Raw genomic sequence first — 23440 nt, 5'->3', positions numbered from 1 at the left:
GTGCTAATCGGGCCTACAATCTCCCCGTAGGCCCGCGCCATCCGGTACTCCATTAGTTTTTTTTCAAATGCGTCACCACCAGTTGGTGACGTGAATTATAGAACTTCCGATAGGTCAGGTAGCAGGCGATAATGGTTGACAGACTGGCGGTCGAAAGCAGCATAAACGTCACCATAATCTGATACTTAATCGCTTTTACCGGATCAATACCTGCAAAGATCAACCCGGACATCATCCCCGGTAAACTCACCAGTCCCACGGTCTTCGCTGAATCGATCGTCGGGATCAGCGAAGCGCGAATACTGTCGCGAATCAGCGGCGCGGAGGCCACTTTCGGCGTCGCACCGAGGCTGAGTTTTTCCTGAATTTGCTGCTGTTCGCTGTTAAACCGCTGCCCCAGATTGTTGTAACACAGCCCTACCGCAACCATCGCATTGCCTGCAATCATGCCGGAAATTGGGATCACCTGCATTGGGGTAAACTCGATAGAGCCTGACAGAACCAGCACCGCCAGCGTTAACCCCGCCCCCGCCGTGATGGCGATAAATGACGAGAGAAAAGCTTTATCAATATATTTACTGCGCTTTTGCGCGTTATAGGCCGCGTTGAAACAGATAAACAGCACCATCAATAAGGTCAGAATGCTGTGGTTAACGCCGAAAATATATTTCAGAACATAACCAACGATAATAAGCTGAACCACCGCCCGGCAAACGCTCCAGAGAATATCTTTTTCCAGCGCCAGTTTTTCTTTGTTGCTGATCAGTATCGCGACCACCACCAGCATCATCGCTAACGCCAGTGATTCATTGGTAATATTATGCTCGTTCATTGCTTACTTCCTGCATTTCCCCGGCGTGCGGTTGAAGGGTTATGACATTATCCGCATGATTAATTTCATCTTTGTCGTGCGTCACCCACAGCACAGCAATATTCTTATCGCGGACATAGTGGTGAATTAATTCGTTCACATTCCGTTTATTGGCTTCATCCAGCGCGCTGGTAATTTCATCAAGCAGCAGGATTTTTGGCAGAAACTGTAAATTACGAATTAATGAGACGCGTTGCTTTTCGCCGCCAGACAGCTCATTGATGTTTTTTTTGAGGATCGTTTCGGGTAGCTCAAAACGGGCCAGATCGGCAAGAAACACATCCGGATCCGGACGTTTATCGCGGATTTGCCAGGGGAAAATGAGGTTGTCGTAAACGGTGTCACCAAACAACGCGGGCGTTTGCGCACAATAAGAAACCTGCTGGCGATATGTTTCAGGCTTAAGAGTGTTTATCTCCTTGCCCTCAAAGAGAATTTCACCGGCAGTCGGGCTAATTAATGACGCCACTATCTTGAGTAACGTACTTTTACCGCAACCAGACTGGCCGGTAATCAGCTTAAATTCTCCGGCCCGGAGATTAAAACAGATGTTATTGAGAACCTGCGTCGCCCCTGCCTGCCATGCGACATTTTTTAACTGAAGCAGAATGCTGCTTTCTTCCATTACCAATCCCTTTTTTACCTCTTTCGTGCAGACAGTCTATCCCTGTAATTTATTATAGGGGAGCCCACCCTGATAAATCGGGTATAATTTGACTAATGAGGCAGTAAAGGACAACACAACAGGAGGTTTCATCAATGCTCATTTTTATTCCTATTCTCATTTTTGTCGCGCTGGTCATCGTCGGTGCTGGCGTCAAAATCGTCCCGCAGGGATATCAGTGGACGGTCGAGCGTTTTGGCCGTTACACCAAAACCCTGCAACCGGGTTTAAACCTTGTTGTACCGTTCATGGACCGCATCGGTCGTAAGATCAACATGATGGAACAGGTGCTTGATATCCCCTCTCAGGAAGTCATCTCCAAAGACAACGCCAACGTCGCGATCGATGCCGTCTGCTTTATTCAGGTGATCGACGCGCCAAAAGCGGCTTATGAGGTCAGCAACCTGGAACTGGCGATCATTAACCTGACCATGACCAACATTCGTACCGTTCTCGGCTCGATGGAACTCGATGAAATGCTCTCCCAGCGCGACAACATCAACACGCGCCTGCTGCATATCGTTGATGAGGCCACGAATCCCTGGGGCATCAAAATCACCCGTATTGAAATCCGCGATGTGCGTCCGCCGGCGGAACTTATCGACGCCATGAACGCGCAGATGAAAGCCGAACGTACCAAGCGCGCCTATATTCTTGAAGCGGAAGGGATCCGTCAGGCAGAAATCGTCAAGGCCGAAGGTGAGAAACAGTCGAAAATCCTCAAAGCGGAAGGTGAACGCCAGTCGGCATTTTTACAGGCTGAAGCGCGTGAACGTTCCGCAGAAGCCGAGGCCCGCGCGACGCAGATGGTTTCGGAGGCCATTGCCGCCGGGGATATTCAGGCCGTGAACTACTTCGTGGCGCAGAAATACACCGAAGCGCTGCAGCACATCGGTTCGTCGAATAACAGCAAAGTGGTGATGATGCCGCTGGATGCCAGCAGCCTGATGGGGTCCATTGCCGGGATAGCCGAACTGGTGAAAGACAGCGCCAGCGAACGGAAAAAATCATGATAGCGATGATTCTGGTGCACCCGCACATCTTCTGGCTCAGCCTCGGCGGTCTGCTACTCGCCGCCGAGATGCTGGGCGGTAACGGCTATCTGCTGTGGAGCGGCGTGGCGGCGGTGATTACCGGCCTGGTGGTGTGGCTCATCCCGCTTGACTGGGCGTGGCAGGGGGCGATGTTCGCCGTACTCACCCTGCTGGCGGCCTGGCTGTGGTGGAAGTGGCTGGCAAGGCGTGTACAAGATCAGAAACCCGCCGACAGCCATCTTAACCAGCGCGGGCAGCAGTTGGTTGGCCGTCGATTTATTCTGGAAACCGCCCTGGTCAATGGCCGCGGACACATGCGCGTCGGCGACAGCTCATGGCCCGTCAGCGCCCGCGACGATTTGAGCGCCGGAACGCAGGTTGAAGTTATTGCCGTTGAGGGAATTACCCTGATTATTACAGCGGTATCACACTAAAAAGACAGGAAATAAGACTATGGTCAGGAAGACACCCCTTGCCTTTGCCCTTTGCTCATTATTGGTCGCCGCCCCGCAGGTATTCGCCTCTTTCGATATGGAAGACTGCAAATGGAGCGACGACAGCTGCCTGCTGAAAGGCACGCCCACCTTCAACCCGGAAAACGACAGCCGCGATAACCTGCTGCGGCTGCTGAGCCAGGAGAAATCATTTGCTCTGCCGGTGCAGTCGATGCCGGCAGACATCACCCGCTCCCGCGATTTCTATTTTGCGTATCATCCGCAGTGGGATGACATTGCCCCGCAGCCAGCCGCAGCGCAGGTATCTGCCGAAGACAGCCCCCTGTCCCGACAGATAGCCGAACTGAACATTAGCGCAGACGAAATAAACGTCAACGACGCTGAGCTTGAGAACCGTCATGTTTCGAACAATACCGCGAGCGTCAGCGCGTTTTTTGCCGCACTGCTGGCCGACTCAACGTTAACGGCAAATCAGCGTCAGGCCCTGGCCCAGGCGCGCACAGGACTGTTATCCGGGGCAACCCGCGAGCAGATTGAGTCATCGCTTGCCACTCTCCCGGCAGATTCTCCAGCTCAGTCCTACAAAAGCTATCTGGCAGCGGCCGCCAGTTTTTATGCCGGTGATTATGCCAGCGCCGAACAGGATTTCGCTCAGCTAGCCAAAAGCGATCGTCCGTGGCTGGCTGAGACCGCGCAATACATGCTGATACGTGCGGCGTTGAACAAAAGCAGCCAGAACAGCGTGGGCGAGTACGGCGATTTTGATATCGCAAAAATTAACCGCGAGGACGCTTCTCAGGCTCAGACGCTGGCGCAAGCCTATCTGCAACACTACCCACAAGGCCTGTACGCCGCTTCCTCGCACGGTATGCTGCGTCGTATCAACTGGTATTTACAGGCGTGGCCGCAATTGGCGGGGTTGTATGAGCAGACGCTTCAGCAATCGGCTGACGCACAGCAACTGCGTGAGATCGTCATCGAATACGATAATGTCTACGGCATGGCGTTCTACGAACAGTCCGTGGTGGAGGCTTTCCCCGATGCGCCGCTTGTCAGCTATATCGAACTGCTGCGCGCGTTGCGCCTGAATAACAACAACAAACCAACGCTGACGCAGGCCCAGCTTGACGCCAGCAAACCGGTGTTTGAGCAGAGCCAAAAACTGCCGCTATGGCGCGATCTGCAGCTGAATCTGTGGCTGGCAATGGGCAACTACGCGGCGATTATTTCGGCAGTTACCCCAGCGCAGAAACTTCCGGCCCACGATACGCTGGCCTTCAGCGAACAGGTGCTGTACGGCGAAGCGCTGATGGGCCAGCAGAAATGGACCACGGCACGTGATTTCTGGCAGACATTGCTGAAGCTCAGCCAGGACAATGAACAGCAGCAGTATGTGCAGGCTAAGCTAGCCGCGACGCTGGTTTATAGCGGCGACGTGGCGGCAATTTTCGCCCCAGAAAGCGCAGTAACTAACCTGCGCTTTCGCTCGCAGGTGCTGAAAACCCAGGCCACGCCTGAACTACTGCGACAGCAAGCCGTCCAGGGTCCTAATAACGAAGAGCGTACCATCGCCCTGCATACGCTGCTGGTGCGGGATCTTACTGAGCATCGCTTTGACGACTGGCTGAATGACAGAAAACTGGCCAACGCCATTACGCCGCCGGTCATTGGCGAAGCGTTTGATGACGTTAATCTGAGTATTTTCGACTGGAACGGAGACTCTGCCGAGAGCGGTTATACCTGTCGCAGCCTCAATGAAACGGTAACAGTTCTGAGCAAACAAGCGCATGATGCCCACGCCCTGAACTGCTTAGGCGAATTTTTCCGCACTACGCAAACCCACGTTGATTTATGGAAAAACAGTTCCGGCAACGATGTGCTTGAATCAGCAATCTCGCGCAAGAAACCGTTCGGCCAGTTCGACAGGCAAAGCTACTACCAGCAGGTGATCACATCGCCAAAAGCAGAGGTTGAAGATAAGAGCTTTGCGCTGTATCGCGCCATCATGTGCTATGCGCCGTCAGGCTCTAACGAGTGCGGCGGTGAGGAAGTGGATAAACTACAGCGTAAAGGCTGGTTCACCCAACTGAAAACGCAGTATCCGGGAAGTCCGTGGGCGCAAAAACTCAAATACTACTGGTAACTGCGCTGCTACTCGGCCAGGCACAGGCGGCGGAAATCGTCGCCGCCCGTGAACATCCGGCCTTCTGGCTATGGTCCGGAGTGAAGGCCAGTGACGAGCTGAAAAACGCACAAACAGTCTATCTGCATCAGGGCGAAGTCCTGGTTCGTTCAGGTAACGTGGTGTTCCAGCGTCTAGGACTGCCGGTTAATCGCCTGACTTTCCCCTCTATCTGGTTGACCGTGCGCTTTACCACACTCGACGTACCGGAGGAGATCCCGGCGCGCATCATACGCTTGATGCAACGCTGGCAGGCGGCCGGAAATCACGTCATCGGCCTGCAGGTTGATTTTGACGCGGCGACCCATCAGCTTGCCGATTACGCCCACTTTCTGCAGCAGTTACGCCAACGGCTACCGACCGAGTTTGCACTTGGCGTAACCGGACTACTGGATTGGGCAAAAACGGGCGACGTCGCCACGCTGAACGCGCTGGCGGTCGATGAACTGGTGGTCCAGAGCTATCAGGGACGTCACACGGTACCGAATTATCAGGCGTATCTGCCCGCCCTCAGTCGTCTGCGCATTCCATTTAAGCTGGGGCTGGTACAAAACGGTAGCCGGGACCCGCAGGCTGAAGCGCAGCTTGAGAAATCACCGTGGTACCGCGGCACTGTGGTGTTTATGCTTAATCCGCCACCCCGTTAAGCCTTCGCTTTATGGTGGCAGCAGCCGGAGAGATTATCAATAATCGGGCATTCAGCGCTGTCATCGCCAGGGCAACTCTCCGCCAGCGCCAACAAATGCAAGCGCATAGCCTGCAGCTCGCTGATATGGCGCTCAATGTCCGCCACCTTTTCTAACGTACGCTTTTTCACATCTGCGCTGTGACGCGCCGGATCGTTAAACAGGTTCACCAACTCGCCGCACTCTTCCAGGTTAAAACCAACCTGTCGTGCCTGTCGTAACAGCGTAAGCTCATTCAGATGCTGTTGGTTGTATGTGCGATAGCCATTTTCGCTACGCAGCGGCGGCGTCACTAACCCCTTTTCTTCATAAAAGCGTATCGCTTTGCTGGTTAAACCGGTTTTTTTCGCAACATCGCTAATATTCACATTTCCCCCCGCTGATCTTGTTGGTACTGAGCCACATTATAGCCCACATTGCCGTAATCCTTTACCCAAGAACCCCGCGCATCTTCCACCATCACAGCGATGCACAAATCCTTTTAATTCACATTGTTATATCCGATTCAGATCACATTTCAGCATTTATTGACCACGCAAAATTGACTCAAATCAAAAGATGTATCGGTTCTGCACCTTTCATCTTGAACAAAGGGAAACAATTTTATATACAAACGCGAATGATAATGATGATCATTTACATTCAATAAAGGTTCTCTTATGTTGCCACGGATTAACCAAAGGCCATTTATTCTTTCAGCCCTGACATTATGCATGTCCGGCGCTACTTTTGCAGCGACCTCTCCAACACACGGTTCAACGTCCGACGAAGATACGGTGATCGTTACGGCTAACCGCACAGAAAGTAGTCTCTGGGATAGCCCGGCAACCATTCAGGTTATCGATCGCCAGACGCTACAAAACTCCACCAGCGTTTCTCTTGCTGATGATTTACAAGATATCCCCGGCGTCGAAGTTACCGATAACGCTCTCGCAGGTCGGAAACAAATTCGTATCCGTGGCGAAGCTTCTTCGCGGGTGCTGATTTTGATAGACGGCCAGGTCGTCAGCTACCAACGTGCCGGACAAAACTACGGAGCCGGTTTACTGATTGACGAATCCGCGCTGGAACGTATTGAAGTGGTCAAAGGCCCTTATTCTGTCCTCTACGGTTCGCAGGCAATTGGCGGCGTCGTGAACTTTATAACCAAAAAAGGCGGCGATAAGCCTCTGGGTGGTAGCGTTAAGGCTGTTTATAACTCCGCAACGGCAGGATGGGAAGAGTCAGCGGCAGCCTGGGGAAGCATCGGTAACTTTGACTACCGCATCAATGGCAGCTATTCCGACCAGGGGGATCGCGATACACCTGACGGAAGATTGCCCGACACCAACTTCCGTAATAACGGTCAGGGAGTGTGGCTTGGCTACAACCTCGATCGCCACAAAATTGGACTCTCACTCGACCGTTATAAGCTTTCCACTCAAACCTGGTTTGACGATCCCGAAGGTCAGTTCGACGACTTTAGCGTCAAAATTCCTAAGCTGGAACGCGAAAAAATCGGTCTTTTCTACGACTACGCGGCCGACGGGGATTACCTGAGGAACATCCATTTTGACGCATACACCCAGACAATAGAGCGCAAATTTGAAAACCGGGTCAAAACGACCCAGATTATCCCCAGCCCGATGATTAAAGCGCTGACGGTAAGCAATCAAACCAATACCAACGACAAACAATATACCCAGGGTGTAACGCTGCAGGGCAATATCTCCCTTCCGGCTAACAACACGCTGGTGATTGGCACCCAGTATCAGCATGACAAAATAAAACAGGACACGGACGGCAGTACACGCCAGACCGCGGCTACCGGCTTCTTCGATACGCAAACCCGTACCCTGTCATATAACGAAGCGGAACAAAGCAACACCTCACTGTTCGCGCAAAACGACTGGCGCTTTGCCGATGACTGGACGTGGACCGTGGGCGCACGCCAGTACTGGCTGTCTTCGAAACTCAATCGCAACGATACGCAAACCATCCAAAGCAGCGGCACCACCTGGCAATCCACCGGGGGAAATTCCGTTCACGATGATGAACTGGTGACCTCGACCAGCCTGCGCTATTCCGGCTTTGAAGATCTTGAACTTCGGGCTGCATACGCCCAGGGCTACGTCTTCCCCACGCTTACTCAGTTGTTCATGCAGACATCCGCCGGCGGCAGCGTTACCTACGGCAACCCAAACCTGAAGGCGGAACACTCAAATAACTATGAGTTGGGCGCGCGGTATAAAGGGAATATGTGGCTGATTGACGGCGCTATTTATTACTCCGAAGCCAAAGACTATATCGCCAGTCTGGCCTGTTCAGGCCAACCCGTTTGCAACGGCAACACCACCTCTTCCCGCGGCGGCTATTACTACTACGACAACATCGATCGTGCCAAAACCTGGGGCATGGAATTAACTGCAGAATACAACGGCTGGGCGGTTTCACCCTACCTGAGCGGTAATCTCATTCGCCGTCAATACGAAGGCAACACCATAAAAACCTGGGATACCGGCGAACCCACGCTGACCGGGCGCGTTGGCCTGAAACATACCTGGTTGATGAATGCCGCTAACGTGACGTCCGATGTCTTTATTCGCGCGGCGTCCCGCGCCAAAGATAATACCGGCACCACGGAAATAAACTATCCAGGCTGGGCCACGCTTAACCTCGCATTCAACACCGAGTTTGGTCCGCAGGACCAGTATCAGGTCAACCTCGCGCTCAACAACCTGACCGACAAGCGTTACAGAACCGCGCATGAATCTATCCCAGACGCTGGTTTCAATGCCGCTGTTGGCTTTGCGTGGAATTTCTGACGATGAAAAAACTCATGATTGGCTTACTGAGCCTCGCCTGTGTTTTCAGCGCCCAGTCCGCTGACCGCCTGGTGGTGGCGGGCGGTTCGCTTAGCGAACTGATTTACGCCATGGGCGTCGGCAACCGGGTGGTTGGCGTCGATGAAACCACCTCGTACCCACCTGAAACTGCCGCACTCCCGCATATCGGCTACTGGAAGCAGTTAAGCAGCGAGGGCATTTTATCGCTGCACCCAGACAGCTTTATCACCTGGCAGGATGCAGGCCCTCAAATCGTTTTGGATCAGCTCCGGGCGCAGAAAGTTAACGTCGTTACATTGCCGCGCGTACCGGCCACCGTCGAGCAGATGTACGCCAACATTCGGGAGTTGGCTCAAACGCTGCGCATTCCTGAACAAGGTGAAGCGCTGGTCAATCGCCTGCATCAACGTCTGGATCGTGTTCAGCACAGCGTGGCGGCGAAAAATGCGCCGGTCAAAGCCATGTTCATTCTCTCCGCTGGCGGCAGCGCGCCGCAGGTCGCCGGCAAGGGCAGCGTTGCCGATGCCATTATGACCCTTGCAGGCGCACAAAATGTCGCCACCCACGTGCAGTATAAAAGTTACAGCGCGGAGTCGCTGATCGCCGCCAACCCGGAGGTGATCGTGGTGACGTCGCAAATGGTGGATGGCGATCTGGCTCGTCTGAGCGCGATTGCCGGTATTACCCACACTGCGGCCTGGAAAAACCAGCGCATTGTGGCGGTAGACCAGGCGCTGATTCTGGGAATGGGGCCTCGCGTCGCCGATGCGGTTGAAGCCCTGCACCAGCAATTCTGGCCTCACTAACTGGATTTATAAAAAAGAATGAAAACTGAACACTCCCTGGATCTCACCGCGCATTTTGCGCTTGAGGGAAGTCAGCCCTTTAAGGATCGCCGCGCCACAATGCCATGGCGCGGGGCGATCCCGATTGCCAAAGAGCTATTGTCACAAACCTGGCAGGATGTTATCAGCCAGCCTACCCCGCCGCGTAAACGGCTGGTGTACTTGCATATCCCTTTTTGTGCAACGCATTGTACTTTCTGCGGTTTTTATCAAAACCGGTTCGAAGAAGATCACTGCGCCCGCTACACCAACGCGCTGTTGCGCGAAATCGAGATGGAAGCCGATAGCGCATTACATCAGTCAGCCCCAATTCACGCCGTCTATTTTGGCGGCGGTACGCCTTCAGCGCTGTCAGCACGGGATCTGGGCAGAATCATCACCGCGCTGCGTGAAAAGTTACCGCTGGCACCGGACTGCGAAATTACCATTGAGGGACGAGTGCTCAATTTTGACGATGCGCGAATTGATGCCTGCCTTGACGCTGGTGCCAATCGGTTTTCGATCGGTATTCAATCTTTTAACAGCCGGATCCGCAAGAAAATGGCGCGCACCTCGGACGGCCCAACCGCAATTGCCTTTATGCAGGGGCTGGTAAAACGGGATCGTGCCGCCGTGGTATGCGATCTGTTGTTTGGTCTGCCAGGACAAGATGCAAAACTGTGGGGCGACGATCTGGCGATTGCCCGTGACATCGGCCTCGACGGCGTAGATCTTTATGCGCTGAACCTGATCCCCAATACACCGCTTGGCAAAGCAGTTGAAACCGGGCGCACAACCGTTCCCTCTCCCGCCGAACGTCGCGATCTCTATCTTCAGGGTTGCGATTTCATGGACAGCGCTGGCTGGCGCTGCATCAGCAACAGCCACTGGGCGCGTACCACGCGTGAACGCAATCTGTACAACCTGCTGATTAAACAGGGAGCGGACTGTCTGGCATTCGGCTCAGGCGCCGGGGGATCAGTCAATGGCTATTCCTGGATGGTCGAGCGCAATCTGACAACATGGCATGAATCTATCGCCGCCGGGAAAAAACCGCTAATGATGATGATGCGTACCGCCGAGCGTGGTTTCCAGTGGCGACACACTCTCCAGGCGGGCATTGAAACGGCCCGCGTTCCGCTGGATGAACTGACGCCTCATGCACAAAAACTGACCCCGCTACTGACCCAATGGCATCACGCAGGACTGACGCGAGATGCCAGCACCTGTGTGCGCCTGACCAATGAAGGGCGTTTTTGGGCGAGCAATATTTTGCAGTCTCTTGATGAACTTATTCAGGCACTTAACGCGCCGCGCATTGCGGTAGAACAACCATACCAGGAGTGAATTATGAGCCATGTTTCTTTACAGGATTTTTTGAAAACTGAACCGGACGGTACGCTGGAAGCTATCGCTGCCCAGTACAACACCACGCTGCTGGAGGTGGTGAAAAACCTCCCCTCCCCGACGCTGGTTTCCGGCGATCAATTTGATACCGTCTGGGAAACCGTCAGCGAATGGGGCAAAGTCACCACCCTGGTCCATACTGCTGATGTCATTCTGGAATTCACCGGTGAATTACCTTCCGGATTCCACCGTCATGGCTACTTCAACCTGCGCGGCAAAAAAGGCATGACCGGTCATATCAAGGCAGAAAACTGTACGCATATTGCCCTGATTGAACGCAAATTTATGGGAATGGACACCGCGTCCATTCTCTTCTTTAACCAGGCGGGTAGCGCGATGTTCAAAATTTTCCTCGGTCGGGATGAGCATCGACAGTTACTGGCCGAACAGGTCAGCGCCTTTCACGCGTTGTCTTCATCTTTAAAGGAACATGCCTGATGGCTCCATGGCTCATTTTTGGTGCGGGTGGTAGCGGCGTCGGTGCGAAAACGCTTGAACTCGCACTGGCGGAACAACGTCCGGTAATTGCCGTCGTTCGCAACGCACAGGTCGCTGCTGGGTTGCAGGAAAAAGGTGTACAGGTCTTCATCGGCGACGCCTGCGATAGTCAGATCACCGCCTGTGCCTGTCGCGCAGCGGGTCAACATGCCACGGTGATCTCCTCCATGGGCGGCGCCCAAGATTATCTGGCGCACAGAACCGTCATTGATGAAGCAGAAAAAGCGGAGATCAAGCGCATGATTCTGGTGACCTCACTCGGCTGCGGTGACAGTTGGCCTTTTCTTTCTTCACGCGCAAAGGCCGCATTTGGTCAGGCTGTACGGGAAAAATCGCTGGCTGAAAGCTGGCTACAAACCAGTCGACTGGACTACGCCATTCTCCGCCCCGGCGGTTTGCTGAACGGTGCAGCCACCGGCCAGGCGCAACGAATACAGGCTCAGGAGTGTCACGGCTTTGTGATGCGTGCAGATGTTGCGAAGCATATTCACGAACTGGCCACTGCGCCAGCACTTAATAACCAGATTTACAGTTTGGTTGAGCCGGGACTGAAACCCGCGTAAACCCCTCACGGCGCGGGAACTCCGCGCCGCAAAGACGTTATGGAGCGTTACGTGCTTAAGGACTCGCTTTCTTCCGTCAGCATCCTGACGGGTCTTTCTCTTTTGCTGGTTGCTCTGATGCTCTTCGGTGCCAGCCAGGGGGCGCTAAACATTAGCTTCAGCGCTCTGTTCAACGACGAATATCGTGATATCTGGTTAAACATCCGCCTGCCTCGCGTGCTGCTGGCCGTTTTGGTCGGTGCTGCGCTGGCGACGGCAGGGGTCATCATGCAGGGACTTTTTCGCAATCCGATGGCCGATCCTGGCCTGCTTGGCGTCAGCAGCGGCTCCGCGCTGATGGTCGGCATCGCGATAGTTATCCCATTTTCGTTCCCCGTAGTGCTGGTGCTGTATGAGCAGATGATTTTTGCCGTCGTAGGCAGCATGGTGGTCTGCACGATTATTTTCCTGATAAGCCAGCGTCATAACCACGGTGGAATGATGCAACTGCTGTTAGCCGGTATCGCTATCAATGCCCTGTGCGGTTCGGCTATTGGCGTACTGAGCTATGTGGGCGACGAGCAGCAGCTACGTCAACTTACATTGTGGATGATGGGAAATCTCGGCCAGGCCCAGTGGCCAACGCTGTTGGTTGCCAGCACGTTTGTTCTTCCAGCCATTGTTGTAACCGTCTGCATGGCGGGAACGCTTAATTTACTGCAGTTGGGTGATGAAGAGGCGCATTACCTCGGCGTAAACGTCAAACGTAAGCGTCAGCAGTTACTGTTACTCAGTTCGCTCCTGGTTGGCGCTGCGGTTTCCGTCAGCGGCGTAATTGGTTTTATTGGCCTGGTGATCCCACATCTGATCAGAATGACGACCGGTGCCGATCATCGCTGGTTGATTCCCTGCTCTACGCTGGCCGGTGCCTGTTTACTCCTGATTGCCGACACGTTGGCCCGCACACTTGTTCAGCCAGCCGAAATGCCCGTTGGCCTGTTAACCAGCCTGATCGGTGGACCGTATTTCCTGTGGTTAATACTGCGTAGCCGGAGGGTGTCATGATCGTCGCTGAAAATCTGGTCTACCACATTCAGGGAAGACGACTGACCGACGACGTTTCCCTGACGCTACCTGATGGAGAGATCATCGCGATTCTTGGCCCGAACGGAGCCGGGAAATCGACGCTGCTACGCCAGCTTACGGGATATCTGCAGCCCCACAGTGGGCGTTGTAGCATGTTTGGCAAGCCGCTGGACAAGTGGTCAATCACCGAGCTGGCAAAAACCCGTGCCGTGATGCGCCAGAATAGTCATATGGCCTTCCCGTTTAGCGTTCAGGAGGTCATTCGCATGGGCAGACATCCGTATCGTACGCGCAACACGGGCGATGAAACGGAGTACATCATGGCATTGTGTGATTGCCAGGCGCTGGCCGCACGCGATTACCGGCATCTCTCGGGAGGAGAACAACAACGGGTACAGCTGGCGCGCCTGCTGGTTCAGCTTTGGGAGCCCGAGCCTGGGCCGAAATGGCTGTTTCTTGATGAACCCACCTCCGCGCTGGATATTCACCACCAGCAGCACCTTTTTCGTCTGCTACGTCGTCTGGTGCGTGAACGGCAGTTTAACGTCTGCTGCGTCCTGCACGATCTCAACCTCGCGGCGCGCTATGCCGACCGCGTGGTATTGATGGAGCGCGGCAGGATAGTTGATAACGGATATCCGCAGGATGTCCTGAAGCAACGGTCGCTGAACGCGCTGTACGGTGCCGATCTCACGGTCATAAATGAACCGGAGCATCGAACGCCGATTATCGTCCTCAATCAATAACAGACCGGGAACCCCTGGCGTGGCGTTCCCGTTTTTCTCCCTTTACACCCTTTTTTCACCTTTTCTAAAAACGCCCTTGACCTTCCCCTTGCTGGAAGGTTTAACCTTTATCACAGTCAGTTAATCCTGCAAAAAAGGAGTTGGTTATGTCTCAAACAATCGATCTAACCCTGGACGGCCTGTCCTGTGGTCACTGCGTAAAACGCGTTAAAGAAAGTCTGGAACAACGTCCGGACGTTGAGCAAGCGGATGTCACCGTGACAGAAGCGCATGTTACCGGGAGCGCCAGCGCAGAAGCGCTGATTGAAACCATTAAACAAGCCGGTTACGGCGCGGAGTTAAGCCACCCAAAGGCTAAACCGCTGACGGAGTCATCAATCCCGTCGGAAGCACTGGCAGCGGTCCCTTCCGAGCTTCCGGCAGCTACGGCTGATGATGACAGCCAACAGTTGCTGTTAAACGGCATGAGCTGCGCCAGTTGTGTGACCCGCGTACAAAATGCATTGCAAAGTGTACCGGGCGTCACGCAGGCACGGGTAAACCTGGCGGAACGCACTGCGCTGGTAATGGGCAGTGCCTCCGCCGCAGACTTAGTACAGGCGGTTGAAAAAGCGGGCTACGGCGCAGAAGCGATTGAAGATGATGCTAAGCGTCGCGAACGTCAGCAAGAAACCGCCGTGGCAACCATGAAACGTTTTCGCTGGCAGGCAGCCGTCGCGCTGCTCCTGGGTATCCCGGTCATGGTATGGGGCATGATTGGCGACAACATGATGGTGAGCGACGACAACCGCAGCCTGTGGCTGATGATTGGTCTGGCAACGCTTGCCGTGATGGTTTTCGCGGGCGGTCACTTTTACCGCAATGCGTGGAAAAGCCTGATGAACGGCACCGCGACCATGGATACGCTGGTGGCGCTGGGTACGGGGGTGGCATGGCTCTATTCCATGAGCGTCAACCTCTGGCCACAATGGTTCCCGATGGAAGCGCGACACCTCTATTATGAAGCCAGTGCCATGATTATCGGTCTGATTAACCTCGGACACATGCTGGAAGCGCGGGCTCGCCAACGCTCGTCTAAAGCACTGGAAAAACTGCTCGATCTGACACCGCCGACCGCACGCGTCGTCACTGACGAAGGTGAAAAGAACGTGCCGCTGGCAGAGGTGCAGGCTGGAATGTTGCTGCGCCTGACCACCGGTGACCGCGTTCCGGTTGATGGCGAAATCACTCAGGGTGAAGCCTGGCTGGATGAGGCCATGCTGACCGGGGAGCCGATTCCACAGCAAAAAGGTGCAGGCGATAGCGTCCACGCCGGTACGGTCGTACAGGACGGTAGCGTGCTGTTCCGCGCCAGCGCTGTTGGCAGTCACACCACGCTGTCGCGCATTATTCGTATGGTGCGCCAGGCGCAAAGCAGCAAACCGGAAATTGGCAAACTGGCCGACCGCATCTCGTCGGTGTTCGTTCCGGTCGTGGTCGCCATTGCGCTGGTCAGTGCGGCTATCTGGTATTTCTTTGGACCGGCGCCGCAGATTGTCTATACGCTGGTAATCGCCACCACCGTCCTGATTATTGCCTGCCCTTGTGCACTGGGTCTGGCAACGCCGATGTCGATTATTTCCGGCGTCGGGCGTGCCGCTGAATTTGGGGTGCTGGTACGTGATGCCGATGCGCTGCAGCGCGCCAGCACGCTCGATACCATCGTGTTTGATAAAACCGGGACGCTAACTGAAGGCAAACCACAGGTTGTCGCCATCAAAACGTTTGGCAATACCGACGAAGCGCTGGCAATTCGTCTGGCAGCGGCCCTTGAACAGGGTTCCAGCCACCCGTTAGCCAGGGCGATTCTGGACAAAGCAGGTGATGTCACGCTGCCGCAGGTCAACGGTTTCCGTACGCTGCGCGGTTTAGGCGTCAGTGGCGAAACGGAAGGTCATTCGCTGCTGCTGGGAAACCAGGCGCTGCTCAATGAACAGCAGGTAGATACCACTGAAATGGAGGCTGAAATCACCGCTCAGGCTTCCCAAGGCTCAACCCCGGTACTGTTAGCGATTGACGGTAAAGCAGCAGCGCTGTTAGCGGTACGTGATCCTCTGCGTAGCGACAGCGTGGCAGCGCTCCAGCGTCTGCACCGCGCCGGGTATCGTCTGGTGATGCTCACCGGCGACAACCCAACGACCGCCAACGCCATTGCCAAAGAGGCGGGTATTGATGAGGTGATTGCTGGCGTTCTGCCGGACGGTAAAGCCGAGGCAATTAAACGTCTGCAGAGCCAGGGGCGTCAGGTTGCCATGGTCGGTGACGGTATCAACGATGCGCCTGCGCTGGCTCAGGCTGACGTAGGGATTGCCATGGGTGGCGGCAGCGATGTGGCGATTGAAACCGCCGCGATTACGCTGATGCGCCATAGCCTGATGGGCGTTGCAGATGCGCTGTCTATCTCCCGGGCAACGCTGCGCAATATGAAGCAGAACCTGCTCGGCGCGTTTATCTATAACAGCATCGGTATCCCCGTTGCCGCCGGGATTTTGTGGCCGTTCACCGGAACACTGCTCAACCCGGTCGTTGCCGGGGCGGCGATGGCGCTCTCCTCCATTACCGTGGTGAGCAACGCTAATCGACTGCTGCGCTTCAAACCTAAAGAGTAAGCCTTTACCGGATGGCGCTCTGAACGGAGCCCCAAATCATTCGCGTTGCCTCAAGGCGGCAAGTATAAAAACCCCAGGAGCATAGCCAACTATGTGACTGGGGTTTTTGCTCGCTGCCAATAAAGAGGCTGAGCGAATGATGAAGTGTATTTGCACCTTCCAGGACCACGCGCTAGCATGGAAGTCTACTTAGGGAGGCCGTATGGATCTGTTGTACCGGGTAAAATCATTTTTCACCGCGCTACGCGGCAACCACTATACCTGGCCTGCCATCGACATCTCCTTGCCCGGAAACCGCCATTTTCATCTGATTGGCAGTATTCACATGGGCAGCCGCGATATGGCGCCTCTGCCTGCCAAATTACTCAAAAAGCTCCAGCGTGCCGATGCGCTCATTGTCGAAGCCGATGTTTCCGGCGACGACGCGCCGTTTGCCAACCTTCCGACCTTTGCCGCACTGGAAGAGCGCATCAGCCCAGAGCTGCTAGATAATCTGCACAAAGTCACCGACGAGCTGGGTATTTCCTCTTCCCTGCTGTCTACCCAGCCGCTGTGGCAAATCGCCATGGTCTTGCAGGCAACGCAGGCGCAGCAGTTGGGGTTGCGGGCAGAATACGGCATTGATTACCAACTTCTGAATGCGGCAAAACAGGTGCATAAACCCATAATCGAGCTGGAAGGCGCATCCAGCCAAATCGAGCTGTTGTGTCAGTTACCCGATAACGGACTGGCTCTACTGGACGATACCCTGACGCACTGGCATACCAATGCCAGACTGCTACAACAGATGATGGGCTGGTGGCTTAAAACGCCGCCACGCAATAGCGAACTCACTCTACCCAATACTTTTAGCCAGTCGCTGTATGACGTTTTGATGCATCAGCGTAATGTGGCCTGGCGCGATCGACTCAGGGCGATGCCTGCCGGGCACTATGTCGTGGCCGTTGGCGCGCTGCATTTGTATGGAGAAGGAAATTTGCCGGAGATGTTACGGTAAAAAAATGGCCAATATTGCTATTGGCCCGTCAAAGAGGAATTTCATCATTATTATGATCCCGACGCTTAAAGCATCGGTGTAGTTCGATTGTCGCTCAAAGTCATCATCCTGCCAACACTATTGCGCAAGATGGTACTATTTTTTAGACAGACATCAGGCGTATGCTTGTGTCGTATTTTGTCTGGGCCAGGAAAATTGCTATGACACCCGCCGTTAAATTACTCGAAAAAAACAAAATTTCTTTCCAGATCCACACCTACGATCACGATCCGTCCGAGACGAACTTTGGTGACGAAGTGGTACGCAAGTTAGGTCTGAATGCGGACCAGGTCTACAAAACGCTACTGGTTGCCGTGAATGGCGATATGAAGCACCTGGCGGTTGCCGTTACGCCGGTAGCCGGTCAACTGGATCTCAAAAAAGTCGCCAGGGCGTTGGGAGCCAAAAAGGTCGATATGGCCGATCCGATGATCGCGCAGCGAACCACCGGGTATCTGGTAGGCGGCATCAGCCCGCTGGGGCAGAAAAAAAGATTGCCGACGCTCATCGACGCTCCCGCCCAGACGTTTGACACCATTTATGTGTCCGGCGGCAAACGCGGGCTGGATATTGAACTGGCAGCGGGCGATTTGGCGAAAATTCTGGATGCGAAATTCGCCGATATCGCACGCCGTAATTAATTGTCTTTTGCCCGGTGATACGGCGATTGAGCCTACTGCGATTACAGGGTGTGATTGGTGAAGACAGTTTGGACTCGGCCAGCGTGCAGGAACCGGAGCATAGAGGTAATAAGTAGGATTATTGGGCCGCCATGAAGGGCGGCCCGGAGGAGCGGATAAAATGATGCCCCAAATTGCCCTGTTACTGCCAGCTTACCTCACCCTTCGGCTCATACGCACCGGCATCGAGCGGTGAGTTCTTCTGCACGTACTCTTTCAGCACCTCCGCATCAATAAACCCGGTATTCACATAGCCAGGCTTGTTATCAATTCGCGGATAGCCATCGCCGCCGGTGGCATTGAAGCTCAGCGTTGCCATGCGATAGGTTTTGGCTGGATCAACGGGTTCGCCTTTAATTTTCAAATCGTTAAGCTTGCCGTCTTTCGCCACGAAGCTGACGTTGGCAAACTGCGGATAGGCCCCGGAATCCGGCTTCATTTGTGCCACGGCGGTCAGATAGTCAATCACCTCTTTCCCGCTCATGTCGGCGTACACCACGATGTTACCGAACGGCTGCACTTTCAGCACGCTCTTATAGGTGATATCACCGCCTTCGATGGAGTCACGGATACCGCCGCCGCTCATCACGCCAAAATCAGCGCTGGTTCGCGCCATTTGCGCAGCCAGCAGTAAATGCCCCATGTTGGTCTGTACGAAACGGACTTTGCTACGGTCGCCTTCGAGGCGCGCATTGACGCTACCAATTTTCACGTCGAGCTGCGCTTTACCTTTATTCTGGAACGGCGTCAGCAGAGAAAGCATTTGCTGATTTTCTGCAATTTCCGGGGTGTAGAGTACGCGCTCACTTTTACCGTTGTCCCAGGTCACTTTTTTCTTAAGGTTGACGGGGATGAGCTGGTAGTTAACCATTTTCATTTCGCCATTGCGGAACTCAAAGTCCGCCCGCCCCACGTATTTCCCCCACTCATGCGCCTGCACAATCCAGATCCCGTTTTGCTTGTCTGGCGCACACGGCGTACCCGGTACGTAATCAACCTGCTTCTTGTTTTCCGCGGCCATACATACCGGATCCTGCGAGTGACCACCCACAATCATTGCCAGCGATCCCGCCGGCAGGCTGCGCGCCATTTCTACGTCGCCAGGCGCGTTCGAGCCGTGATTGCCATTGTCATAATGTCCCATATGGGTGGTCGCAATAATGATGTCCGGCTTTTCCCCCATATTCAGTTCCTGGATAACCAATTTGGCTTCATCAGCAGGTTTACGGAACTCAATATCGGTAAAGAACTTTGGGTTGCCAATTTTCGCCGTATCGTCAGTGGTTAAACCGAGTACGGCAATTTTTAAATCCTGGCGCTTAAAGATGGCCCACGGCTTAAACAAACGCTCGCCGGTGCTTTTCTGATAGATATTGGCCGAGAGAAACGGGAATTTGGACCATTTTTCCTGCTGGCGCAATACGCTAAGCGGATTATCAAACTCGTGGTTTCCGACCGCCATCGCATCATAGCCAATCAGGTTCATTCCGCGAAAATCAGGTTCAGCATCCTGCAGATCGGACTCCGGTACGCCGGTATTAATGTCGCCACCGGAAAGCAGCAGTACACTGCCTCCTTCCTCAGCCACCTCTTTACGAATACCGTCCACCAGCGTTTTTTGTGCCGCCAGCCCGTATTCACCGTATTCGCTGCGCCAGAAGTGACCGTGATGATCGTTGGTATGCAGAATGGTAATTTTGTAGGTTTTATCTTTTTCGTACGCCTGTGCAGGTTGACCTGCCAGCGCAAATGCGGCTAATAACGCCAGCGCCACGCCCCGTTTTAAAAACTTCATATTTCACTCCCTGACTCAATATCAACCGCCATACCCGTTATCCTTCAAATTACATGTGCGTTGGCTGCGCTCACTTCCCCCTGTCGCTTATGCAGTAAGCTCCTGGGACTCTCGCGTTTGCCGCCTACCTGTAAGTCGAATTAGTTCGGGCATAAAATTACAGCTACTGAAAATAATAGCCGAAAATGTTTTCAGAAATGAGACTTCCTTCAAACACCTTCCGCAGGTATGTTAGTCAGGTAATAATAACAAATTAGATTACCCTCATAATCGCAACCCAAACAGAAGTGACTTTCTATGGCAATAAGTGAACCAACCCAGCCAGTGGCTGGCGCGTCAGCGTCGGTTGCTAAAGCACGCACCTCATTTGGCATTTTAGGGGCAATCAGCCTCTCCCATCTGCTAAACGATATGATCCAGTCGCTGATCCTGGCGATTTATCCGCTATTGCAGTCAGAGTTCTCGCTGACGTTTATGCAGATAGGGATGATTACCCTAACCTTCCAGCTTGCTTCCTCACTGCTGCAACCGGTTGTGGGTTACTGGACGGATAAATACCCAATGCCGTGGTCGCTGCCCATTGGGATGTGCTTCACGCTGAGTGGGCTTGTTTTGCTGGCCATGGCCGGCAGTTTCCATATGGTCCTGCTCGCCGCAGCGCTGGTTGGTACCGGCTCTTCGGTATTTCACCCGGAATCATCCCGCGTGGCGCGAATGGCCTCCGGCGGTCGTCACGGTCTTGCCCAGTCAATTTTCCAGGTTGGCGGCAACTTTGGTAGCTCTCTGGGACCATTACTGGCGGCTGTCATCATCGCGCCATATGGTAAGGGTAATGTGGCCTGGTTTGTGCTGGCTGCATTATTAGCGATTGTCGTTCTGGCGCAAATCAGCCGTTGGTATGCCGCGCAGCACCGGATGAGTAAAGGAAAACCGAAAGTCGCCATCGTGAATCCGTTACCACGGAATAAAGTGGTACTGGCGGTAAGCATCCTGCTGGTGCTGATTTTCTCCAAATACTTCTATATGGCGAGCATCAGCAGCTATTACACCTTTTATCTGATGCAAAAATTCGGATTATCGGTACAAAATGCCCAGTTTCACCTGTTTGCCTTCCTGTTTGCCGTCGCAGCCGGGACGGTGATTGGTGGACCATTGGGCGATAAAATTGGCAGAAAATATGTTATTTGGGGCTCTATCCTCGGCGTAGCACCCTTTACCCTCTTTTTACCCTACGCAACGCTGGAATGGACCGGGATTTTAACCGTGATCATTGGTTTTATCCTCGCATCGGCGTTTTCTGCCATTCTGGTCTACGCGCAGGAGCTGCTTCCTGGCCGTATCGGCATGGTTTCTGGGCTATTTTTCGGTTTTGCCTTCGGCATGGGCGGCTTGGGAGCCGCGGTGTTAGGGCTGATTGCCGACCATACCAGCATCGATTTGGTCTACAAAATATGTGCTTTCCTGCCACTACTGGGGATACTGACCATATTCTTACCTGATAACCGACATAAAGCGTGATTTCCTGACGGCCAAAAGTAAATTTTGGCCGTCAGACTTACAGTAGCCATCAGCCTTTGCCTCTCACATACCGCTGTACTTTTCCGATCCGTGCTTTTTTACGTCTAAAATCCTATTTTCATCAAAATTCAATAATTATTCACAAACAAAAACATCAAAATTGTCATAAACTATTACTCGTCGTTTGAGTTTTCAGGATTATCACAGCAACCAAAGGAGACGGAATGCATCACGCCACCCCGCTTATCACCACCATTGTCGGCGGCCTTGTGCTCGCTTTTATATTAGGCATGATTGCCAATAAACTACGTATTTCTCCTCTGGTGGGATATCTGTTAGCGGGCGTTCTGGCCGGTCCATTTACACCTGGTTTTGTTGCTGATACCAAGTTAGCGCCTGAACTGGCCGAGCTTGGCGTAATCCTGCTGATGTTCGGCGTGGGGCTGCACTTTTCGCTGAAGGATTTGATGGCGGTAAAGTCTATCGCCATTCCCGGCGCGATTGCCCAGATAGCGGTGGCAACGCTGCTGGGCATGGCGCTTTCAGCGGTGATGGGCTGGTCGCTGATGGTTGGGATCGTGTTTGGTCTGTGTCTTTCAACCGCCAGTACCGTGGTGCTATTGCGTGCACTTGAAGAAAGGCAGCTCATTGACAGTCAGCGCGGGCAAATCGCCATTGGCTGGCTGATTGTCGAAGACCTGATGATGGTGCTGACGCTGGTTCTCCTGCCAGCCGTCGCTGGAATGCTGGAAAAAGAAGATGTCGGCTTTGCCTCGCTGGCCGTAGATATGGGCATTACCATCGGTAAGGTGGTGGCGTTTATCGCAATTATGATGCTGGTCGGTCGTCGCCTGGTACCGTGGATTATGGCCCGTAGCGCCGCAACCGGCTCACGCGAACTGTTTACCCTGTCAGTCCTCGCCCTCGCATTAGGTATCGCATTTGGCGCAGTGGAGCTGTTCGATGTCTCCTTTGCACTGGGGGCATTCTTCGCCGGCATGGTGCTGAACGAATCTGAACTGAGTCACCGTGCGGCGCATGACACCCTGCCGCTGCGCGATGCGTTCGCCGTACTGTTCTTCGTTTCCGTCGGGATGCTCTTTGATCCCATGATTCTGATTCAGCAGCCGCTGGCGGTACTGGGCACGCTGGCGATTATCATCTTTGGTAAATCCCTTGCCGCCTATTTCCTGGTGCGCCTGTTTGGTCACTCCCAACGCACAGCGCTCACCATTGCCACCAGCCTGGCGCAGATTGGTGAATTTGCCTTTATCCTGGCGGGTCTGGGCATGGCGTTAAACCTGCTGCCGCAGGCCGGACAGAATCTGGTGCTGGCGGGGGCGATCCTGTCCATCATGCTTAACCCGGTGCTGTTCGCGGTGTTAGAAAAATATCTCGCCAAAACAGAAACGCTGGAAGAACAGACGCTGGAAGAGGCTATTGAAGAAGAGAAGCAAATTCCGGTGGATATCTGCAATCACGCCCTGCTGGTTGGCTTTGGGCGCGTCGGTAGCCTGCTGGGCGAGAAATTGATGGCTGCGGGGATCCCGCTGGTAGTTATCGAAACCTCACGCACCCGAGTGGATGAACTGCGCGAGCGCGGGATCCGCGCGGTGCTGGGGAATGCCGCCAACGAAGAAATTATGAATCTGGCGCATCTGGATTGCGCACGCTGGCTGCTGCTGACTATTCCCAATGGCTATGAAGCGGGTGAAATTGTCGCTTCAGCACGCGAGAAGTGCCCGTCGATTGAAATTATCGCCCGCGCGCATTATGACGACGAGGTGGAATACATTACCGAACGCGGCGCCAATCAGGTCGTCATGGGTGAGCGTGAAATCGCCCGTACCATGCTGGAACTGATTGAAACGCCGCCTGCTGGTGAGGTGGTCGTTACAGGCTGATGTCGTTGCCGGATGACGCTATCGCTTATCCGGCATGTG

The 23440-nt window shown here is 54.0% G+C and carries 20 protein-coding genes; 16 read left to right on the top strand and 4 right to left on the bottom strand.

Annotation, left to right across the window (positions count from 1 at the left end):
- Positions 1-52 precede the first annotated feature (52 nt).
- Entirely contained in the window at positions 53-832 is a 780-nt protein-coding gene (fetB, locus tag OGV38_RS05005) for an iron efflux ABC transporter permease subunit FetB (protein ID WP_016155894.1), read from the bottom strand.
- Positions 819-1496 carry an iron efflux ABC transporter ATP-binding subunit FetA gene (gene fetA / locus OGV38_RS05000; protein WP_019076194.1) on the bottom strand — a complete coding sequence of 226 codons (678 nt, stop codon included), beginning with the start codon at positions 1494-1496 and terminating at the stop codon, positions 819-821. The genes fetB and fetA overlap by 14 nt, the downstream gene beginning before the upstream one ends.
- Before the next feature lie 134 nt (positions 1497-1630).
- Here fetA and OGV38_RS04995 point away from each other — a divergent pair, with 134 nt between their 5' ends.
- Genes OGV38_RS04995 through OGV38_RS04980 form a run of 4 tightly spaced genes read left to right on the top strand, consistent with a single transcriptional unit; the run spans position 1631 to position 5853 of the window.
- Positions 1631-2548, top strand: a complete 918-nt coding sequence (locus OGV38_RS04995) for an SPFH domain-containing protein (RefSeq protein ID WP_016152106.1) — start codon at positions 1631-1633, stop codon at positions 2546-2548.
- Positions 2545-3003 (top strand): NfeD family protein, encoded by a 459-nt coding sequence (locus tag OGV38_RS04990; RefSeq protein ID WP_016152105.1) that lies wholly within the window; start codon positions 2545-2547, stop codon positions 3001-3003. The genes OGV38_RS04995 and OGV38_RS04990 overlap by 4 nt, the downstream gene beginning before the upstream one ends.
- Before the next feature lie 19 nt (positions 3004-3022).
- On the top strand, positions 3023-5167 hold the full coding sequence (locus tag OGV38_RS04985) for a PA5441 family protein (protein WP_269518647.1): 2145 nt from the start codon (positions 3023-3025) through the stop codon (positions 5165-5167).
- On the top strand, positions 5137-5853 hold the full coding sequence (locus OGV38_RS04980; RefSeq protein WP_047416837.1) for a DUF3142 domain-containing protein: 717 nt from the start codon (positions 5137-5139) through the stop codon (positions 5851-5853). The genes OGV38_RS04985 and OGV38_RS04980 overlap by 31 nt, the downstream gene beginning before the upstream one ends.
- On the opposite strand, the gene cueR is transcribed toward OGV38_RS04980, so the two are convergent.
- On the bottom strand, positions 5850-6260 hold the full coding sequence (cueR, locus tag OGV38_RS04975) for a Cu(I)-responsive transcriptional regulator (RefSeq protein WP_029139441.1): 411 nt from the start codon (positions 6258-6260) through the stop codon (positions 5850-5852). The genes OGV38_RS04980 and cueR overlap by 4 nt on opposite strands.
- A gap of 291 nt (positions 6261-6551) precedes the next feature.
- On the opposite strand from cueR, the gene OGV38_RS04970 reads away from it, so the two are divergent.
- From OGV38_RS04970 to ybaK, 10 genes are all read left to right on the top strand, one after another.
- Positions 6552-8696, top strand: a complete 2145-nt coding sequence (locus OGV38_RS04970; RefSeq protein ID WP_016155889.1) for a TonB-dependent receptor plug domain-containing protein — start codon at positions 6552-6554, stop codon at positions 8694-8696.
- Between the two features lie 2 nt (positions 8697-8698).
- Positions 8699-9523 (top strand): heme/hemin ABC transporter substrate-binding protein, encoded by an 825-nt coding sequence (locus OGV38_RS04965; RefSeq protein WP_016155888.1) that lies wholly within the window; start codon positions 8699-8701, stop codon positions 9521-9523.
- 18 nt (positions 9524-9541) lie between these two features.
- A complete protein-coding gene (gene hutW, locus OGV38_RS04960; RefSeq protein WP_019076190.1) occupies positions 9542-10888 on the top strand; it encodes a heme anaerobic degradation radical SAM methyltransferase ChuW/HutW in 1347 nt (448 codons plus the stop codon).
- Positions 10889-10891: 3 nt separating this feature from the next.
- Positions 10892-11386: a heme utilization cystosolic carrier protein HutX gene (gene hutX / locus OGV38_RS04955; RefSeq protein WP_016155886.1), complete on the top strand. Its 495-nt coding sequence runs from the start codon at positions 10892-10894 to the stop codon at positions 11384-11386.
- Positions 11386-12009: an anaerobilin reductase gene (gene chuY, locus OGV38_RS04950; protein WP_049282505.1), complete on the top strand. Its 624-nt coding sequence runs from the start codon at positions 11386-11388 to the stop codon at positions 12007-12009. Before hutX ends, chuY begins: the two co-directional genes overlap by 1 nt.
- 51 nt (positions 12010-12060) lie before the next feature.
- Positions 12061-13053 (top strand): FecCD family ABC transporter permease, encoded by a 993-nt coding sequence (locus OGV38_RS04945; protein WP_210590623.1) that lies wholly within the window; start codon positions 12061-12063, stop codon positions 13051-13053.
- Complete coding sequence (locus tag OGV38_RS04940; protein ID WP_019076187.1) at positions 13050-13820, top strand: heme ABC transporter ATP-binding protein; 771 nt, start codon at positions 13050-13052, stop codon at positions 13818-13820. The genes OGV38_RS04945 and OGV38_RS04940 overlap by 4 nt, the downstream gene beginning before the upstream one ends.
- Before the next feature lie 146 nt (positions 13821-13966).
- Entirely contained in the window at positions 13967-16468 is a 2502-nt protein-coding gene (gene copA / locus OGV38_RS04935; RefSeq protein ID WP_016155883.1) for a copper-exporting P-type ATPase CopA, read from the top strand.
- Between the two features lie 202 nt (positions 16469-16670).
- Positions 16671-17465: a TraB/GumN family protein gene (locus OGV38_RS04930; protein WP_016155882.1), complete on the top strand. Its 795-nt coding sequence runs from the start codon at positions 16671-16673 to the stop codon at positions 17463-17465.
- 200 nt (positions 17466-17665) lie between these two features.
- The gene (gene ybaK, locus OGV38_RS04925; protein WP_286473003.1) at positions 17666-18145 is read left to right on the top strand and encodes a Cys-tRNA(Pro)/Cys-tRNA(Cys) deacylase YbaK; all 480 of its coding nucleotides are present in this window, start codon (positions 17666-17668) and stop codon (positions 18143-18145) included.
- Between the two features lie 181 nt (positions 18146-18326).
- Here the strand turns inward: ybaK and ushA are convergent, their stop codons facing one another.
- Positions 18327-19979, bottom strand: a complete 1653-nt coding sequence (gene ushA, locus OGV38_RS04920) for a bifunctional UDP-sugar hydrolase/5'-nucleotidase UshA (protein WP_286473002.1) — start codon at positions 19977-19979, stop codon at positions 18327-18329.
- A 297-nt stretch (positions 19980-20276) separates the two neighbouring features.
- On the opposite strand from ushA, the gene fsr reads away from it, so the two are divergent.
- Both fsr and ybaL read left to right on the top strand, forming a co-directional pair.
- The gene (gene fsr / locus OGV38_RS04915; protein WP_016155879.1) at positions 20277-21497 is read left to right on the top strand and encodes a fosmidomycin MFS transporter; all 1221 of its coding nucleotides are present in this window, start codon (positions 20277-20279) and stop codon (positions 21495-21497) included.
- Positions 21498-21721: 224 nt separating this feature from the next.
- On the top strand, positions 21722-23401 hold the full coding sequence (gene ybaL, locus OGV38_RS04910) for a YbaL family putative K(+) efflux transporter (RefSeq protein ID WP_016152087.1): 1680 nt from the start codon (positions 21722-21724) through the stop codon (positions 23399-23401).
- Positions 23402-23440 lie beyond the last annotated feature (39 nt).

The sequence above is a fragment of the Citrobacter sp. Cb080 genome (genome assembly GCF_030334745.1).
In the GTDB taxonomy this organism is placed as follows: Bacteria; Pseudomonadota; Gammaproteobacteria; order Enterobacterales; family Enterobacteriaceae; genus Citrobacter; species Citrobacter braakii.
This window is presented reverse-complemented; position numbering and strand designations above follow the sequence as displayed.

Excerpts from the sequence above, each read along its gene's own strand:
- fetB (WP_016155894.1), bottom strand. The coding sequence starts at position 832 with ATGAACGAGCATAATATTACCAATGAATCACTGGCGTTAGCGATGATG.
- fetA (WP_019076194.1), bottom strand. The coding sequence starts at position 1,496 with ATGGAAGAAAGCAGCATTCTGCTTCAGTTAAAAAATGTCGCATGGCAG.
- OGV38_RS04995 (WP_016152106.1), top strand. The coding sequence starts at position 1,631 with ATGCTCATTTTTATTCCTATTCTCATTTTTGTCGCGCTGGTCATCGTC.
- OGV38_RS04990 (WP_016152105.1), top strand. The coding sequence starts at position 2,545 with ATGATAGCGATGATTCTGGTGCACCCGCACATCTTCTGGCTCAGCCTC.
- OGV38_RS04985 (WP_269518647.1), top strand. The coding sequence starts at position 3,023 with ATGGTCAGGAAGACACCCCTTGCCTTTGCCCTTTGCTCATTATTGGTC.
- OGV38_RS04970 (WP_016155889.1), top strand. The coding sequence starts at position 6,552 with ATGTTGCCACGGATTAACCAAAGGCCATTTATTCTTTCAGCCCTGACA.
- OGV38_RS04965 (WP_016155888.1), top strand. The coding sequence starts at position 8,699 with ATGAAAAAACTCATGATTGGCTTACTGAGCCTCGCCTGTGTTTTCAGC.
- hutW (WP_019076190.1), top strand. The coding sequence starts at position 9,542 with ATGAAAACTGAACACTCCCTGGATCTCACCGCGCATTTTGCGCTTGAG.
- hutX (WP_016155886.1), top strand. The coding sequence starts at position 10,892 with ATGAGCCATGTTTCTTTACAGGATTTTTTGAAAACTGAACCGGACGGT.
- chuY (WP_049282505.1), top strand. The coding sequence starts at position 11,386 with ATGGCTCCATGGCTCATTTTTGGTGCGGGTGGTAGCGGCGTCGGTGCG.
- OGV38_RS04940 (WP_019076187.1), top strand. The coding sequence starts at position 13,050 with ATGATCGTCGCTGAAAATCTGGTCTACCACATTCAGGGAAGACGACTG.
- copA (WP_016155883.1), top strand. The coding sequence starts at position 13,967 with ATGTCTCAAACAATCGATCTAACCCTGGACGGCCTGTCCTGTGGTCAC.
- OGV38_RS04930 (WP_016155882.1), top strand. The coding sequence starts at position 16,671 with ATGGATCTGTTGTACCGGGTAAAATCATTTTTCACCGCGCTACGCGGC.
- ybaK (WP_286473003.1), top strand. The coding sequence starts at position 17,666 with ATGACACCCGCCGTTAAATTACTCGAAAAAAACAAAATTTCTTTCCAG.
- ushA (WP_286473002.1), bottom strand. The coding sequence starts at position 19,979 with ATGAAGTTTTTAAAACGGGGCGTGGCGCTGGCGTTATTAGCCGCATTT.
- fsr (WP_016155879.1), top strand. The coding sequence starts at position 20,277 with ATGGCAATAAGTGAACCAACCCAGCCAGTGGCTGGCGCGTCAGCGTCG.
- ybaL (WP_016152087.1), top strand. The coding sequence starts at position 21,722 with ATGCATCACGCCACCCCGCTTATCACCACCATTGTCGGCGGCCTTGTG.